Source organism: Sphaerisporangium sp. TRM90804 (assembly GCF_029846175.1).
Taxonomy (GTDB): Bacteria; Actinomycetota; Actinomycetes; order Streptosporangiales; family Streptosporangiaceae; genus Sphaerisporangium.
In genome coordinates this window covers 1-15527 of record NZ_JARWAC010000023.1, presented here as the reverse complement: position 1 = coordinate 15527, position 15527 = coordinate 1, and the positions used below count along the sequence as shown (strand labels likewise).

Annotated in this window: 11 protein-coding genes and 1 pseudogene; 11 read left to right on the top strand and 1 reads right to left on the bottom strand. The window is 73.0% G+C overall.

From position 1 onward, the window contains the following. Nucleotides 1-53: 53 nt before the first annotated feature. Nucleotides 54-1901 carry an allophanate hydrolase gene (gene atzF, locus PYR91_RS26965; RefSeq protein WP_279784111.1) on the top strand — a complete coding sequence of 616 codons (1848 nt, stop codon included), beginning with the start codon at nucleotides 54-56 and terminating at the stop codon, nucleotides 1899-1901. 203 nt (nucleotides 1902-2104) lie between these two features. Here the strand turns inward: atzF and PYR91_RS26960 are convergent, their stop codons facing one another. After that, nucleotides 2105-3115 carry an RNA methyltransferase gene (locus PYR91_RS26960; RefSeq protein WP_279784109.1) on the bottom strand — a complete coding sequence of 337 codons (1011 nt, stop codon included), beginning with the start codon at nucleotides 3113-3115 and terminating at the stop codon, nucleotides 2105-2107. A gap of 117 nt (nucleotides 3116-3232) precedes the next feature. On the opposite strand from PYR91_RS26960, the gene PYR91_RS26955 reads away from it, so the two are divergent. The 10 genes and pseudogenes from PYR91_RS26955 to PYR91_RS26910 all read left to right on the top strand — a co-directional run. Beyond that, nucleotides 3233-3886 (top strand): cation transporter, encoded by a 654-nt coding sequence (locus PYR91_RS26955; protein ID WP_279784107.1) that lies wholly within the window; start codon nucleotides 3233-3235, stop codon nucleotides 3884-3886. Between the two features lie 923 nt (nucleotides 3887-4809). After that, nucleotides 4810-6513, top strand: a complete 1704-nt coding sequence (locus tag PYR91_RS26950; protein WP_279784105.1) for a substrate-binding and VWA domain-containing protein — start codon at nucleotides 4810-4812, stop codon at nucleotides 6511-6513. Between the two features lie 447 nt (nucleotides 6514-6960). Next, nucleotides 6961-9009: a hypothetical protein gene (locus tag PYR91_RS26945; RefSeq protein WP_279784103.1), complete on the top strand. Its 2049-nt coding sequence runs from the start codon at nucleotides 6961-6963 to the stop codon at nucleotides 9007-9009. A 278-nt stretch (nucleotides 9010-9287) separates the two neighbouring features. After that, nucleotides 9288-9641 carry a hypothetical protein gene (locus PYR91_RS26940; RefSeq protein ID WP_279784102.1) on the top strand — a complete coding sequence of 118 codons (354 nt, stop codon included), beginning with the start codon at nucleotides 9288-9290 and terminating at the stop codon, nucleotides 9639-9641. Continuing rightward, complete coding sequence (locus PYR91_RS26935) at nucleotides 9638-10756, top strand: GNAT family N-acetyltransferase (RefSeq protein ID WP_279784100.1); 1119 nt, start codon at nucleotides 9638-9640, stop codon at nucleotides 10754-10756. Before PYR91_RS26940 ends, PYR91_RS26935 begins: the two co-directional genes overlap by 4 nt. Before the next feature lie 137 nt (nucleotides 10757-10893). Continuing rightward, nucleotides 10894-11745, top strand: a complete 852-nt coding sequence (locus tag PYR91_RS26930; protein WP_279784099.1) for a glycosyltransferase family 2 protein — start codon at nucleotides 10894-10896, stop codon at nucleotides 11743-11745. Between the two features lie 5 nt (nucleotides 11746-11750). After that, complete coding sequence (locus tag PYR91_RS26925) at nucleotides 11751-12737, top strand: glycosyltransferase family 2 protein (RefSeq protein ID WP_279784096.1); 987 nt, start codon at nucleotides 11751-11753, stop codon at nucleotides 12735-12737. A gap of 4 nt (nucleotides 12738-12741) precedes the next feature. Further along, a complete protein-coding gene (locus tag PYR91_RS26920) occupies nucleotides 12742-13542 on the top strand; it encodes a polysaccharide deacetylase family protein (protein WP_279784094.1) in 801 nt (266 codons plus the stop codon). Nucleotides 13543-13590: 48 nt separating this feature from the next. Beyond that, a complete protein-coding gene (locus PYR91_RS26915) occupies nucleotides 13591-14982 on the top strand; it encodes an oligosaccharide flippase family protein (protein WP_279784092.1) in 1392 nt (463 codons plus the stop codon). Beyond that, nucleotides 14979-15527, top strand: a pseudogene (locus PYR91_RS26910) (hypothetical protein); the annotation flags it as partial. The gene PYR91_RS26915 and the pseudogene PYR91_RS26910, both read left to right, overlap by 4 nt.

The following is a 15527-nucleotide window of genomic DNA, read 5'->3' as shown; positions in this document are numbered from 1 at the left end:
CGTCCCGCGCCAGGAGAGGGCGCGGGACGGGCACCCGGACGAGAGGACGGCGGATGAGCGTGTCCCTGGACCTGCCGAGCCTGGCCCGCCGCTACCGGACGGGCGCGGCGGGCCCGGCGGGCGTCGTCGAGGAGGTGCTCGCGCGGATCGAGGCGCGGGGTGACGACCACGTGTGGATCACCCTGCGCCCGGCCGCCGCCCTGCTCGCCGACGCCGAGACCCTGCGGCGCCGCTGGCCCGACCCCGCGGCCCGCCCCCCGCTGTACGGCGTGCCGTTCGCGGTCAAGGACAACGTGGACGTGGCGGGCCTGCCGACCACGGCGGCCTGCCCCGCCTACGCCTACGTGCCCGAGCGCGGCGCGCCGCTGGTCGAGCGGCTGCTCGCCGCCGGCGCGCTGCTCGTGGGCAAGACCAACCTCGACCAGTTCGCCACGGGCCTGTCGGGCACCCGCAGCCCGTACGGCGCGTGCGAGTCGCCGCTGGTGCCGGGGCTCATCTCGGGCGGCTCCAGCTCGGGCTCGGCGGTGGCGGTCGCCGCCGGGCTGGTCGCGTTCGCCGTCGGCACGGACACCGCCGGGTCCGGCCGCGTGCCCGCCGCGCTCACCGGCACGGTGGGGATCAAGCCGAGCCGGGGGCTGGTCAGCACGCTCGGCGTGGTGCCGGCGTGCGCGTCGCTCGACTGCGCGAGCGTCTTCGCGGGGTCGGTCGCCGACGGTCTCGCGGTCCTGTCGGTCATGGCAGGGCCGCAGGACGGCGACCCCTGGTCGCGGCGGCTTCCCGTGCCCGCGCCCGTCCCGCCCGCCGTCGGGCCGCGCCGGATCGGCGTGCCGGCGCGGCCCGAGTTCTTCGGCGACGACGCCGCGGCGGCGGCCTTCGAAGAGGTCAAGGAGCGCCTCGCCGGTCTCGGGCACCGGCTGGTCCCGGTCGACCTGGAGCCGTTCCTGGCGGCGGGGCGGCTGCTGTACGACGGGCCGTGGCTCGCCGAGCGGCTGGCCGCGGTCGGCGACTTCGCCGACCGGCACCCCGAGGAGCTGCATCCGGTCACGCTGCGCGTGCTGCGCCGGGGCGGCGCGCTGAGCGCCGTCGACGCGTACCGGGGCCTGTACCGGCTGCGCGAGCTGCGCGCGCGGACGGAGCACGCCTGGGCAGCGATGGACGCGCTGGCCCTGCCCACCGTGCCCACGACGTTCACCGTCGCCGAGATGGCCGAGGAGCCGATCGAGCGCAACACCGTGCTCGGCCACTACACGACGTTCACCAACCTGCTCGACCTGGCCGGGGTGGCCGTCCCCGGCGGCCTCACGTCCGCGGGCCGCCCGCACGGCCTCACCCTGCTCGGCCCCGCCGGATCCGACGAACTCCTCGCCGGCCTCGCCGCCCCCTTCCACGCCCTGACCGGCGGCCCACCCGCACAACCGGGCCCGGCTCCCGCGCCCGCCACACCACCCGCATCGCCGCCCCAAGACGCACCGGACGCGCCCGCCGTGCCCACCATGCCCGCCGCGCCCGCCGCCGAGATGGTGCTGGCCGTGGTGGGGGCGCACCGGACGGGGCAGCCGCTGCACGGGCAGCTCACCTCACTGGGCGCCGTCCCGCTGGGCACGGCGCCGACCGCGCCGCTGTACCGCCTGTACGCCCTGGACGGCGGCGAGGTGCCCCGGGCGGGGCTGGTGCGTTCGGCCACGGGCGGCTTCTCGGTGGAGGTCGAGCTGTTCGGCATGGACCGGGCGGCCCTTGGCGCCCTGCTGGCGGCGGTCGGGCCGCCGCTCGGCGTCGGCACGGTGCTGCTCGCCGACGGCCGCTCGGTGCACGGCTTCCTGTGCGAGTCGTACGCCGCCGCGAGCGCCCTGGACATCAGCGCCCACGGAAGCTGGCCCGGCTACCTGCTTTCCCTGGCCTGACGGAACGACCGCCCCCCTACCGCCCACCTCCGCCTCCAGCACGGACCGGCCACCTCCGGCTCCACCCACCACGGATCGTTCACCTCCGGCTCCACCGCGTGCCGAACCAGCGACCTCCCGCCCCGGACCGGCCACCTGCGGCTCCCCCGGCCCAACGGACCGGCCGGCCCCGGCGCGTGCGCCGACGACCTCGGGGGCGAACGTCAGGGGCGGACGGCCGGGGCGCGGGCCATCAGGCCGTGGCAGGCGATGGCGGCGGCGGCCACCACGTTGAGGGAGTCGACGCCGAGGGCCATCGCGTCCGGGCTCATCGCGATGCAGACCGCCTCGTCGGCCTCGCGCAGCCAGCGCGAGGACAGGCCGTCGCCCTCCGAGCCGAGCATGAGCGCCACCCGCTCCGGCATGGCGACCGTGTCGACGGGGGTGGCGGACTGGTCGGGGGTGAGCGCGAGCAGCCGGAACCCGGCGGCCCGCAGCGTCGCCAGGCCGTCATGCCAGTTCGTCATGCGGGCGTACGGAATGGCGAAGACGGCGCCCATGGAGACCTTGACGGCCCGCCGGTACAGCGGATCGGCGCAGCGCGGCGACAGGACGACCGCGTGCACCCCGAGCGCGGCCGCGCACCGGAAGACCGCCCCCACGTTGCCGTGGTCGACCAGGTCCTCCAGCACCAGGATGCGCCGGGGCGCCCCAGGGTGCGGCACGCCGGGGCGGCCCCCTCCCCCGTCCGCGGGGCCCTCGGCCGGCGTGCCCGCCGGGCGGCCCGGTGCGCCCGCGAGCGGCTCCTCCACGGACGGACCAGCCGAACGGCCCGACGTCCCGGCGAACGGCTGCTCCACCACCGGTTCGCCGGCGGGTCGGCCCGCTTCGCGGGCGAGCAGGTTCTCGACGGACGGGAGCTCCAGGCGGGCCATGGAGGCCAGCGCGCCGCGGTGCACCGCGAAGCCGGCGATGCCCTCCATGACCTCGTCGGAGACCAGGTAGACGCGGGCGTCGCCCAGCGCGTCACGCAGGCCGGGCAGCCATCGCCGCGTCGTCAGCACCGACCTGACGGGGTAGCCGGCGGCCACGGCGCGCCGGATGACCTTCTCCCCCTCGGCGACGAACAGGCCGCGCTCGGCCTCCATGCTCTTGCGGAGCTCGACGTCGCGCAGGCGCACGTAGTCGGCGAGCCGGGGGTCGGCGGGGTCGTCGACGGGGATCGGATCGGGCACCGGACCAGCCTAGAACCCGGTTGTCCACAGCTTCGCGGGCACACGGGGTCACGACTCGGCGTAGTCGGTAGGCTACCCATCGTCGTCAACGCCGGTTCGTACTCCCAGGGAGGCATGGTGACCGACCAGTACATCCGCGCGCGCCCACCCGCATCGGCGCCGCCCCTTCCCTCCGTGCCGTTCCTGCGCGACGCGCGGCTGGCGAGGCGGCTGTCGTTCTGCACGCTGGCCTGGCTGGGCGCCGAGAGCGTGCTCGGCATGGCCGCCGGCCTGTCGGCGCACTCGGTGGCGCTGATCGGCTGGGCGTGGGCGTCACTCGTCGAGGCGCTGGCCAGTCTGATCGTCATCTGGCGCTTCACCGGGCGGCGGCTGCACTCGCACACCGCCGAGCACCGCGCGCGCAAGGCCGTGGCCGTCAGCTTCTGGGTGCTGTCCCCCTACCTGGTGCTGCACGTCGCCTACGACCTGAGCCAGGGTCACCGGGCGGCGCCGACGGCGCTGGGCATCGTCGTCACCACGATCAGCCTGGTCAGCATGCCCCTGCTCGGGTTCGCCAAGCGCCGGCTCGGCAGCCGCCTCGGGTCTGCCGCCACCACGGGCGAGGGCACCCAGAACCTGATGTGCGCCCTGCTCGCCGCGGGGGTGCTGGTGGGGCTGGCCGCCACGTCGTTCGGCTGGTGGTGGGTCGACCCCGCCGTGGCGGTCGCGCTGGCGGTGGTCGCGGCGGGCGAGGGGCGCAAGGCCTGGCGCGGGGAGTCCTGCCGCCACTGAAGGATCACCACGGCGAACTCCACCTCCTGGGCGCGGAGCGCGTCGGCGACGTGACAGGCCGTCCCCGGGTCGGCCAGCGCGCGGCACACGCCGCCCGCCACGAGCACCTCGCGCACGCAGTCGCATTCCCTCAGCGCCCGCCTCACCCCGTCGGGGCACACCGCCCCGGGCAGTTCGAGCAGCAACAGGTCGGGCCGGCCGGCGGCCGCCCGGCGCGACGGCGCCCCCGCACGGACGGCCGGCGCGCTCACCACGACGGCGGCTCCCAGGCCTTCGACGGCCGGCCCCCCGGGCGCGGGCGACGGCGCGGCGAGCGAGGTGCTCGCCGCGAGCGAGGTGGGCGGCGGCGCGACTGGCGGGGGGCTCGCCGCGATCGTGGCCGGCACGGGCGGCGGCACATCGAACGGGCCGCTCGCCGCGAGCGCGGAGGGCGCGGGCGGCGGCGTGGCGGGCGGGGGGCTCGCCGCGATCGTGGCGCCGGGGGGCTCGGGGGCCCTCGCGGGGCGGTGTCTGGCGTCGGTGAGGGTGGACACGTGCGGCTGCCTCCTGCGCGTCGCCGCGACCGCTCTTCTGCGTTCCCCGTCGCGTTACGGACACTGCGCTGTGAAGCCATCACGATACATCGCGTCCACCGATCACTCAAGATGTATCGCGTGATCCGCTCTTTAAAGGCGACCCCTACGCAAGGTAATCGCCGCACCAAATGATCGGTTTTACGGAGATGACGCGCAACGCTATCGTTCCGTACGCATTGGCCCGGAACTCCCGATATGGTCGCTGCGAGGATCGCCGTTTGCGGCGAAGATCGACGATTGTAAGAGGACACTGTGGGCGGACGCCACCGCACGGATGAGCTCGAGGGCGGCTACAACCCGTACTACGAGCCGCCAAGCCGCCGTCGCGCGGGTCGAGGCAAGGTTCTGGTGCCGCTAGCGGGCGCCGTGGCCCTGGCCGTCCTGCTCGGCGTCGCCGCCTACGTGATCATGAGCCGCGACCAGGGGTGCGGAGAGAACAAGGTCGCCCTGCGGGTCGTGGCGTCGCCCGACATCGCCCCCGCGATCACCAAGATCGCCGCCGCCTTCAACAAGGAGGCGACCCCGGTCGACGGGAGCTGCGCGGCCGTCGCGGTCAAGGAGAGCGACCCGGCGGGCGTCACCAACTCCATCGCCGGGTCGGGCGCGACCGCCGGCCGGTTCGACGCCGACCTGTGGATCCCCGACTCCAGCCTCTGGGTGGCCAAGCTGCGCTCCACGCCCAAGGGCTCGGGCATCTCCGCGCCCGTCGGCTCGATCGCCCGCTCCCCCGTGGTGCTCGCGGCCCCCAAGCCCGTCGTGGAGAAGCTGCAGAGCGCCTTCGGCGAGCCGAGCTGGAGCGGCGTGATGTCCGCGGCCAACGCCGCGACCCCCGACGGCCTGGGCCGCAGGATCCGCGTGCTGCCGCTCGACCCGACGCAGAACGCCGCCGGGCTGAGCGCCCTGCTCGCCGGCGCGGGTGTGCTGCGGGCCGGGGGCGGCGGCGACGAGCAGCTCGTCGGCGTGCTCAGGCAGCTCTCCGAGAGCGCGGTGAACAGCCCGGCGAACATGTTCGCCACCATGGGCAAGCAGTCCTCCCGCGCCCCGATCGGCATCGCGTCCGAGCAGGCCATCTGGGCGTTCAACACCAGGAACAACGCGGGCCAGATCGTCGGCCTCTACCCCGCCGAGGGCACGATCAGCCTCGACTACCCGGTGCTGATCACCGCCAAGGACCAGGCCACCCGCAACGCCGCCAAGGCCTTCTCGACCGCGCTGACCGGCGCGGACGCCAAGAGGATCATCCGCGAGCAGGGCTTCCGCACCCCCGACGGCAAGGGCGGCGCCGGTCTCAGCAAGGCGAACGGCCTGAACCCCGCGATGCCCCGAGTGATCAACATCCCCGAGGCGTCCGCCGTCACCGAGCTCTCGCAGGCGTGGTCCCGGCTGAAGCTGGGCGGGCGCATCCTGGCCCTGCTCGACATCTCGGGCACCATGGCGCTGCCGGCGGTCGGCGCGAGCGGCGACCGCATGCGCCTCATCTCGCAGACGGCGATCGAGGGCCTCAAGCTGTTCCCGGACAAGACCGAGATCGGCACGTGGATCTTCTCCACCAACATGAACGGCAAGGGCGTCGACTACCGGCCGATCATCCCGGTCGGGCCGATAGGCGGCGAGCTGGAGGGCACGACCCGGCGCGAGGTGCTCATCAGGTCGCTGCAGCAGATCAGGGCGAAGAAGACCGGCGACACCGGGCTCAACGACACCCTCGCCGCCGCCTACGACAAGATGCAGGCCGAGTACGAGGCCGACAAGATCAACACGATCATCCTGTTCACGGACGGCGTCGGCAACGACGACCCCGACGGCGGCATCTCCAACCAGGAGATCCTCAGCAAGATGCGCACCGAGTTCGACGAGACGCAGCCGATCAGCGTGATCATCATCGCCCTCGGCGCCGACGACGCGTCGGGCCGCCGGCAGATGCAGGCCCTCGCCAAGGCGACGCAGGGTGAGGCCTTCTTCCCGAACAACGCCCTGGAGATCCGCAAGGTCTTCCTCGAAGGCATCTCCCGCCGCCTCTGCGCGCCCAACTGCAATGCCGCCGCGCAGTAGCGGCGGCGACCCGCCGGGCTTATCCGCCCGGCCCCGGCCCCACACGGCCGAACACGCCCGATCCCGGCCGCTCGCGGCCCCGGGGTCGGGCGTTCTCGTTCCCGGAACCCGCCACACGGGCTATCCAGGAAGAGTGACCTTCGTCACCGGGCGGCCGCCCGCGCGCGCCGCGCGGGCCCCGGACGCGCCCGGTGATCACGCTCGGTCACCGCCGGCGATCACCGCCGTGACCGATCTTCGCCCCAGTTCCGCACCGGCGGCACGATTGCCCCACCAACCACATCAGACCCTGTTTTCCCAGCTCATACCCGGTGATTATCAAACGATCCCCGGTGAACCGGGCGGAGAGACGAGGCGTCCTACGCGTGTGGGGCCTGGCGCGGGCAGGGGAGATTCTCGCGAGCGTGTGCGACCGGAAACCAGGTTCCCGTCCTGCGGGGAGGAAGATTGCCCGGGTGGCCGAGCGTCGGCCGTGCCGACGATCAACGACTGGTGGAGGCCCTGCGCCGAGCGGACAGCCGCGCGGCGGACGGCCTCTACGACGCCTATGCCGATCGGCTCAACGACTACGCCTGTTCGGTGCTCGACGACCACGACGCCGCGGCCGAGGCCGTGCACGACACGATCGTGCTCGCGCACGGCCGTCCGGAGGTGTTGCGCGAGCCCGCGCGCCTGCGGGCCTGGCTGTACGCGCTGACACGGTACGCGTGCGCGTCCCGCCGCGGCCGCACGCCGCCCGGCGGAGCCGCGCTGCCCGGCCTGCCGTACGGGGACGGCGAGGACCCGGAGCTGGCGGAGATCGTGCGGGAGTCCCTGGCCGAGATGGGCACCAGGGACCGCGAGGTGCTGCTGCTCGCGCAGCGGCACGGGCTGAGCACCTCGGAGGTCGGCGCCGTCGCCCACCTGTCCTCGCGCCAGACCGGGACGCGGCTCGTCCGGGCCCGCGACCACCTGGAGAACGCCGCCGCCGCGGTGATCCTCGCGCGGACCGGCCGTGCGTACTGCCCTGATCTGTCGGCACTGGTGGACTCCCTGGAGGGCCCGCTCCCCCAGCCGTTGCGCAAGCGGCTGACCAGGCACATCATCGGCTGCAAGGAGTGCGCGGACGGGCGCCGCCGCCGGGTCTCGGCCGAACGCCTGCTGGAGGCCGTGCCGGTGGCCTTCCCGCCGCTGTCGCTGCGCCGCAGGATCGCCGAGATGTGCGGCGCCGTCGAGCACGGCGCGCCCGGCCGCGACGCCGCGCGCGCGGTGATCCTCGGCGCGGCCGACGGGTTCGACAAGAACGGCTTCCCCCCGGCCGGGGGCGAACGCCGCGGCAGGGCCGAGCGGCGGGCGGCCAGGCCCGTCCCGCCCGCGCCCGCCGACGCCGAGACCCCCGGGTACGGCACCACGGCCGCGCACGAGCAGACCCCCCGGCACGGCGCGCGGGCGGTCCCCGGCAACGGCCTGCCGCGTGGGGTCCGGGCCCTGAGCCAGGAGCCCTTCGACGGCACGCCGTACAAGGCGGGCTACGGCACCGCGTACCTCGTCGAGCTGCCCGCCGAGACCGGACCGGGCCCGGACGAGCCTCACACGCCCGGGCACGGCGCTCACGGCGCCGCCCATGGGGCGGACGCCCGATACCAGGAAGAAGACCTCTCCGGACACGAAGGCCCGCACGACGAGGCCGCGTCGCCCGGACGCCACGCCGGCGTGGCGTCCGGGGAGGCGTTCACGATCGGGAAGGCCGAGGAGCCCGGCCGCCGCAGGGGCGGATCCGGCCGGGGCGGCAGGGGAGGCCGGGGCGGCAAGCGGCTCGGCGGCGCCTCACGCAAGGCGACCCCCGTGTTCGCCACGATCGCCTGCGTGCTGGTGGCGACCGGCGCCATGGTGGTGGCCACCGGGCAGGACGCCACCAACCCCGGCGCCACCCAGACACTGCGCTTCCCCAGCCGCACCCCCGGCGAGCTGGAGGTCACCTACGGCTTGGAGCGCAGCGGCCCGCCCGTCCCGACGCCCGCCGACTCCGACCCCGGCCCGGCGCCGTCGGCGACCCGGCCGGCGACGCGCAACGCCGCCGCGCCCGTCCCCTCCGCCACGCCGCGCCGGACGCCCACCCGTGCCCCCACGCGCCCGGCCCCGACGCTCGCGGCCAGGCTCGTCGTCTCCTGTCCCTCGGCGCTCGGCGCCGACTCCACCGGTGTGATCCTCGTCTCGGCGCGCAACGGCGACGTCCGGTGGACGGCGTCCGCGTCGGGCGGCCTCACCGTGGCGCCGGGAAGCGGAACGCTCCGCCCCGGCACGAAGGCGCGGCTGGCTGTGGAGGTGATCGACCCGCTACAGTCAGGTGAAGGCCAGGTCACGCTTCGTGCCTCCGCGGGCGGCACGTCCTGCGCCGTGTCGTGGGAGGGGGACGACGATCCCCCCGCGTCGGATCCGCCGCCGGATCCCCCCGGCACACCGGATCCGCTGCCTTCCGACACGCCGACGGGCGAATCCACCGGTGATCCCACCTGATTCCCCGTCGACTCCACCTTTCGGGCAAAGCGACGGTACCTTGTCATTACCTCCGGTCCCTGGTGTCCCAGTGGGCTCGGGGGCATCAGCCGTTGGCGCATCGGAAACATGTCCGATCAAGCACCGGTTTCTTGCCCTCGCCGCTGTAAACCAGTGACCGGTTGAGGGCGTCGGCATTGACGATCGCATTACGTGGTTGATCCCATGAGAGCAGCGATCAACCGTAGTCAGTTCGGCCTTGACCAGCGGAGCCAGGAGACATGTGGAGGAAAAGGACAGTGCTCACTTGGGTGCTGGCGGTCGCGTGCGCCGCAGGGGCGGTCATCGCGCTCGCCGATATCCAGACTCCGGCGCGTCTTTTCCTGACCCCGCTGTTCCTCCTGGTCGTCCCGGGGGCTTCGGTCGTCGGACTGTTGCGTGATCGTGACCCACTCGCGGCACTTACGGTGGGCGCCGCCGCGAGTCTCGTTATCAATGTTCTGCTCGCCGAAGCCATGCTCATGTTCGACGCGTGGTCTCCTCGCGCCGGGGTGGCCACCGTCGCGGTACTCGGTGGGTTCATGTGGGTGCTTCGGTCGCTGTACCGGGGGAACGGCAGTGTGCACACCGAACAGGGGGCCGGTTCAAGGTGAAAGTCACGGTCGTCCGGCCGGGGGAGCTCGGGGAGCCTGAGCTCGGCCGATGGCGCGAGCTGCAACACTCGGCGCCCTCTTTGGACAATCCCTTCCTCTCGGTGGAGTTCGCGCTGGCCCTCGATCGGCTGCGCTCGTACGTGCGGGTCGCCGTGGTGGAGGACGGCGGCAAGGTCGTCGGCTTCCTCCCCTACGAACGGCACTCCTTCGGCATCGGCAAGCCCCTCGGCAGCTGGCTCACCACCTGCCACGGGCTCGTCGCCGATCCCGGCCTGGAGCTGTCGGCCCGCACCCTCCTGCGCTCCTGCGGGCTCTCGGTGTTCGACTTCGACCACATGGTCGCGGGCCAGCCCACGTTCGCGCCGCACGAGTCGGCGGTGCGCCCGGCCCCGATCATGGACCTCTCCGAGGGCTTCGACGCCTACATCGGGTACGTCCGCGCCAACGCCCCCAAGAACTACAAGACGGTCCGTTACAAGGAGCGCAAGCTCGCCCGCGAGCACGGCGACATCCGTCTTGAGTGGGGTGTGAGCGATCCCCCGTCGATGCGCACCCTGACCGGCTGGAAGTCCGACCAGTACCGCAGGACGGGACGGGTCGACCGGTTCGCCCAGCCGTGGATCGTCGAGCTCCTCGACGTCATGCACGCCAGCGACTCCCCCTCGTTCGGCGGCGTGCTGACGATGCTCTACGCCGGGGACACCCCGGTGGCCGGCCACTTCGGCCTGCGCACGCACCGCACCCTGGTCGGATGGTTCCCCGCCTACGACCCCGAGTTCGCCCGGTACTCCCCCGGGATAATGCACCACTTGCACATGGCGGAGCAGGCCGCGTCGCATGGCCTGGGCCAGGTCGACATGGGCAAAGGAGGCCGGGAGTACAAGGGGTGGCTGAAGAACGGCGTCGTGCACGTCTCGGAGGGCCGGGTCTCCCGTCCCTCTCCGGCGGCCGCCGTCCACTGGATGGGCCGAACGCCCTTCAACAAGGCGCGCAACATCGTCGTTGACCGACCATCGCTCTACCGGCTGGCCGACCGCCTGCTGAAGGGCTTCGGACGGGTTCGCTCCTCCCTCCACCCCGAGACCGCAGAGAAGGAACCATCGGGGGCGCGCTGACAAGCGCCCCCCGCCGTAGTAGCCCGACACCCCCCCACTGCTCTGACCGGGACGGAGAATCCCCTCTCCGTCCAGTCGCGCCGGTCCTGTTGGCAGTCGCCGCCGATGTCAGACCGCCCGGAAGGACATCCCTCGAAATGAGTCCCGAGACCACCACCAAGTACAACGGGAAGCCTCAGCTGCACAGCCTGAGGCCACTGCCTGCAGTGGACCGTTTCACTCCCCTCACGCCCCACCTAGCCATATCCCCGACCGTCAGCGTGGTCGTTCCGGCCATGAACGAGGCGGAGAACCTTCCGCACGTCTTCGCCACGCTGCCGCACTGGGTCCACGAGATCGTCCTGGTGGACGGCAACTCCGTCGACGACACCGTGGCCGTGGCACGCAGGCTGCGCCCGAACCTCCGCGTCGTGCAGCAGCGCGGCAGGGGCAAGGGTGACGCCCTGGCCAGCGGGTTCGCCGCCTGCACCGGCGACATCATCGTGATGATCGACGCCGACGGCTCCACCGACGGCCGCGAGATCATCCACTTCGTCAGCTCGCTCGTCGCCGGCGCCGACTTCGTCAAGGGCTCCCGGTACGCCAGCGGGGGCGGCAGCGACGACCTCACGTTCAGCCGCCGCCTGGGCAACAGCGTCCTGCGCTCGATGGTCAACTGGATCTACGGCACCCAGTACACCGACCTGTGCTACGGCTACAACGCCTTCTGGGCACGCCACCTCGACGTGCTCGACCTCGACTGCGAGGGCTTCGAGGTCGAGACGCTGATGAACATCCGCGCGGCCAAGGCCGGGCTGAAGGTGCACGAGGTGCCGAGCCACGAGCGCTGCCGCATCCACGGCGAGAGCAACCTGCGCGTGGTGCGCGACGGCTGGCGCGTGCTCAAGACGATCATTCGCGAGCGGCGCCGCCCGGTGCCGGCGGCCGGCCCGGTGCCGGCGCAGCAGCCCGCCGCGGACGAGGCGGCGGCCGGCCAGGGCGCGGCCTGAACGAGATGAAGATATCCGTCGTCATCTGCGTCTACACCGAAGATCGGTGGGACGACATCGCAGCCGCCGTGCGTTCGGTGCGCGAGCAGCGGCGCCGGGCGGACGAACTCGTCATCGTCGTCGACTACAACCCCGACCTGCACCTGCGGCTCAAGCGGGAGTACACCGACGCGATCGTCGTGGAGAACAGCCACGAGCGAGGGTTGTCCGGCGGCAAGAACACCGGTACGGCGACCGCCTCGGGCGACGTCGTGGCGTTCTTGGACGACGACGCGGTGGCGGGCGAAGGGTGGCTGGAGGCCTTCGAGCGGGCCATGTCCGAGGAGCACGGTGCGAACCCGGCCGTCGTGGGGGTTGGCGGGTTGACCGAGCCACTGTGGGACACCGGCGCGCGGCCGCGATGGTTTCCCGAGGAGTTCGACTGGACCATCGGGTGCACCTACCGCGGCCTTCCGGCCGAGCGGAAGCCGATCCGCAACGTGATGGGAGGGAACGCTGCCTTCCGCAGGGAGGTCGTGGGCGGGGTGGGCGGTTTCCACTCCGGCATCGGCCGCAGCGTCCAGGGCCGCAAGAGCCGTCCGCTGGGGTGCGAGGAGACCGAGTTCTGCATCCGGCTCACCCAGCGCAGGCCCGGCTCGATCATGATGTTCGAGCCGGCGGCCGTGATCGGCCACCGGGTCCCCGCGGCCCGGTCGACCTTCCGGTACTTCCGGTCGCGGTGTTACGCCGAAGGGCTGTCCAAGGCGCTGGTCGCGCGGAGCGTCGGGGCCGGCGACGGCCTGTCGAGCGAGCGCGCCCACGCCGTCAAGACCCTGCCGGCGGGAGTCCTGCGCGGCGTCGGCGCCGCCCTGCGCGGCGACGCCGCCGGGCTGGCCAGGGCTGGGGCGATCGTCGTCGGCCTGGCCTGGACCACCTGGGGATACGCCGTCGGCTCCGCCCGCCTGCGCCTTCGCGGCGGCCGGGCGGGACGCCCCCTCGACCACGAACGGTGACACCATGAGCGTGCCGATCCTGATGTACCACTCGGTGACCGACGACCCCAACAGCGCCACCCGGCCGCTGGCGGTGCGCCCGTCGGACTTCGAGGCGCAGATGACCTACCTCAAGGAGCGCGGGTTCACCCCGCTCACCTTGGGTGACCTGGTGGCGAGCCTGTACAGGACGGGCGGGGCCCCGGCGCCCGACCGTCCCGTGGTCATCACGTTCGACGACGGGTACGCCGACTTCCACCACAACGCGCTGCCGGTGCTCGACGGCCTCGGCTTCCCGGCGACGGTCTTCCTGACCAGCGGGTGGCTGGACGACGCCGGCGACGACGCCGCGGGCAGACCGCTCGACCGCATGCTGACCTGGAACCAGGTGCGCGAGGCCGCCGCGTGCGGCGTCGAGATCGCCGGGCACAGCCACAGCCACCCGCAGCTCGACCAGCTTCCCGACGCCGACCTGCGCCAGGAGCTGCGCCGCAACAAGGCCCTCATCGAGGACAAGGTGGGGCGCCCGGTCGCCACGATGGCCTACCCGTACGGCTACTCCAGCGCCCGCGTGCGCAGGGAGGTACGCAAGGCGGGCTACTGGGCCGCGTGCGCGGTGGCCAACACGCTGGCGGACGGCGACGACGACGTCATGGCGCTGCCCCGGCTCACCGTGGGCCGGTCGACGTCCATGGAGCGCTTCCGCAAGGCGGTCGAGGGCCGCGGCGTGCCGCTCATCTATCTCAAGGAACACGCCCTGACCAAGGGGTACGCGGTGGTGCGCCGCACCCGGTACGGGCTGCGCCACGTGGTCGGGCGTGAGTGAAGTAACCGCGGGGACCACGCCGCGCGTCGAACAGGGGGTGACGCGACCATGAAGACGACAGTGGCCGACCAACGGCCGGACCGGCCGCAGGTGGGCGACGGCGTCGGCCGGTTCGCCATGATGCGCCGCCGCCTGTTACGCGATCTTCGCAACCCCCTGTTCCTGAACGGCTACGCCCTGATGGCCAACACCGGCGTCACGGCGGTGCTCGGCATGGGCTACTGGCTGCTGGCGGCCCGGCTGTACTCGCCGGAGGACTTCGGCCGCAGCCAGGCGCTGATCACCGCGATGCGGCTGTTCGCCGGGCTCACCGCGCTCGGGCTCGCCGGCGCGCTGGCGAGGTTCATCCCGGTGGCGGGGCGGCGTACCGGCGGGCTCATCGGCCGGGGTTACCTCATCTCGACGCTGACCGCCGTCCTGGCGGCCGTGGGCTTCCTGCTGACGCTGCCGTTCTGGGGGGAGAACTACGCCTCGCTGGCGGGCATCGGGCCGGGTCTGTTCTTCCTGGCGGCGGTGGCCATCTGGTCGGTGTTCACGCTCCAGGACGTCGCGCTGGCCGGGCTGCGCAAGGCCGTGTGGGTGCCGGTGAACAGCGTGTGCTTCGGGCTGATCAAGATGGGCCTGCTGGTCGCGCTCGCGGGCGCGCTGCCCGACGACGGCATCTACGTGTCGTGGATCATCCCGACCGCGATGGCGCTGATCCCGGTGAACCTCTTCATCTTCGGCGTGCTGGTGCCGCGCAACGCGCGGCGGGCGCCCGAGGGGTCGCGGCCGCCGGGGTTCCGGCAGATCGGCCGGTTCCTGGCGGGCGACTATCCGGGCGCCTTCTCCATCCTGGCGATCGTCTACTTCCTGCCCGTGTACGTCGCCTCGCGGGTCAGCGGGGAGCTGTTCGGCTACTTCGCGATGGCCCAGACCCTCGGCGCGATGATCGAGCTGCTGGCGATCAACATGGCGACCTCGCTCACGGTGGAGGGGTCGGCCGACCGTTCGAAGCTGGTCGCCAACTGCCGGCAGGCGCTGCGGCGGTCGTACCTGATCATTCTGCCGGTGTCGCTGGTGACGGTGGTGGCGGCGCCGTACATCCTGGCGGTCTTCGGGCCCGGGTTCTCCGAGCACGGCACCCTGCTGCTGCGGCTGATGGCGCTGGCCGTGCTTCCCCGGGTGCTCATCGAGATCTACCTCAGCGCCATGCGGGCGCAGAGCCGGGCCCGCACGCTGGCTGTGGTGCAGATCGGCCTCGCGGTGCTGGTGCTCTCCTCCTCGGTGCTGCTTCTGCCGGTGACGGGCATCGCATCTGTCGGCTACGGGCTGTTGTTCAGCGAGATCCTGGTGGCCCTGCTGATCTTCGGCGGGCTTCGTAAAATTCTCGGCTCGTCGAAAACCACCCACACGCCGAGCGCGCGGGAGGCGCCCGAGGCCGCATCATGGTCAACGTGAGGCAATGGACGGGCGATGAGACGAAGGAGGCGGCGGCGAGCGTCGCCGGCGACGACATGGAAGTCGATGTCGACACCACATCCGGCCTGACCCGCCCGGTCCCCCTCCCCACCCCTCCCGAGCCGGACGCCCCGTCCACCACCGACGACGACGGCCCCGGCTCCACAACGGACGCCAAGCCCACCCCCGAGGCCCCCACGGCCGCCGAGCCCAAGCCGCCCACCACCGGCGAGACGGCCGCCCCCGGGGAGAAGACCGCCGTCTCGGACAAGCCCGCCACCGGGCAGGACACCCCGGTCGCGGACGAGACCACGACCGAGGGCAAGCCTGCCGTCGCGACCGAGCCGACAGTCGCGGACAAGCCCGCCACCGGGGAGAAGACCGCCGTCCCGGACAAACGCGCCACGGCGGCCAAGCCAGCCGTCGAGCCCACGCCCGCCGCCGAGGATGACACCACCGTCGTAGCCAAGCCCACGACCGGCGAGAAGCCCGCTGGCGCGGCCAAGCCGGCCGTCGGACCCACGCCCGCCGCCGAAGACAACACC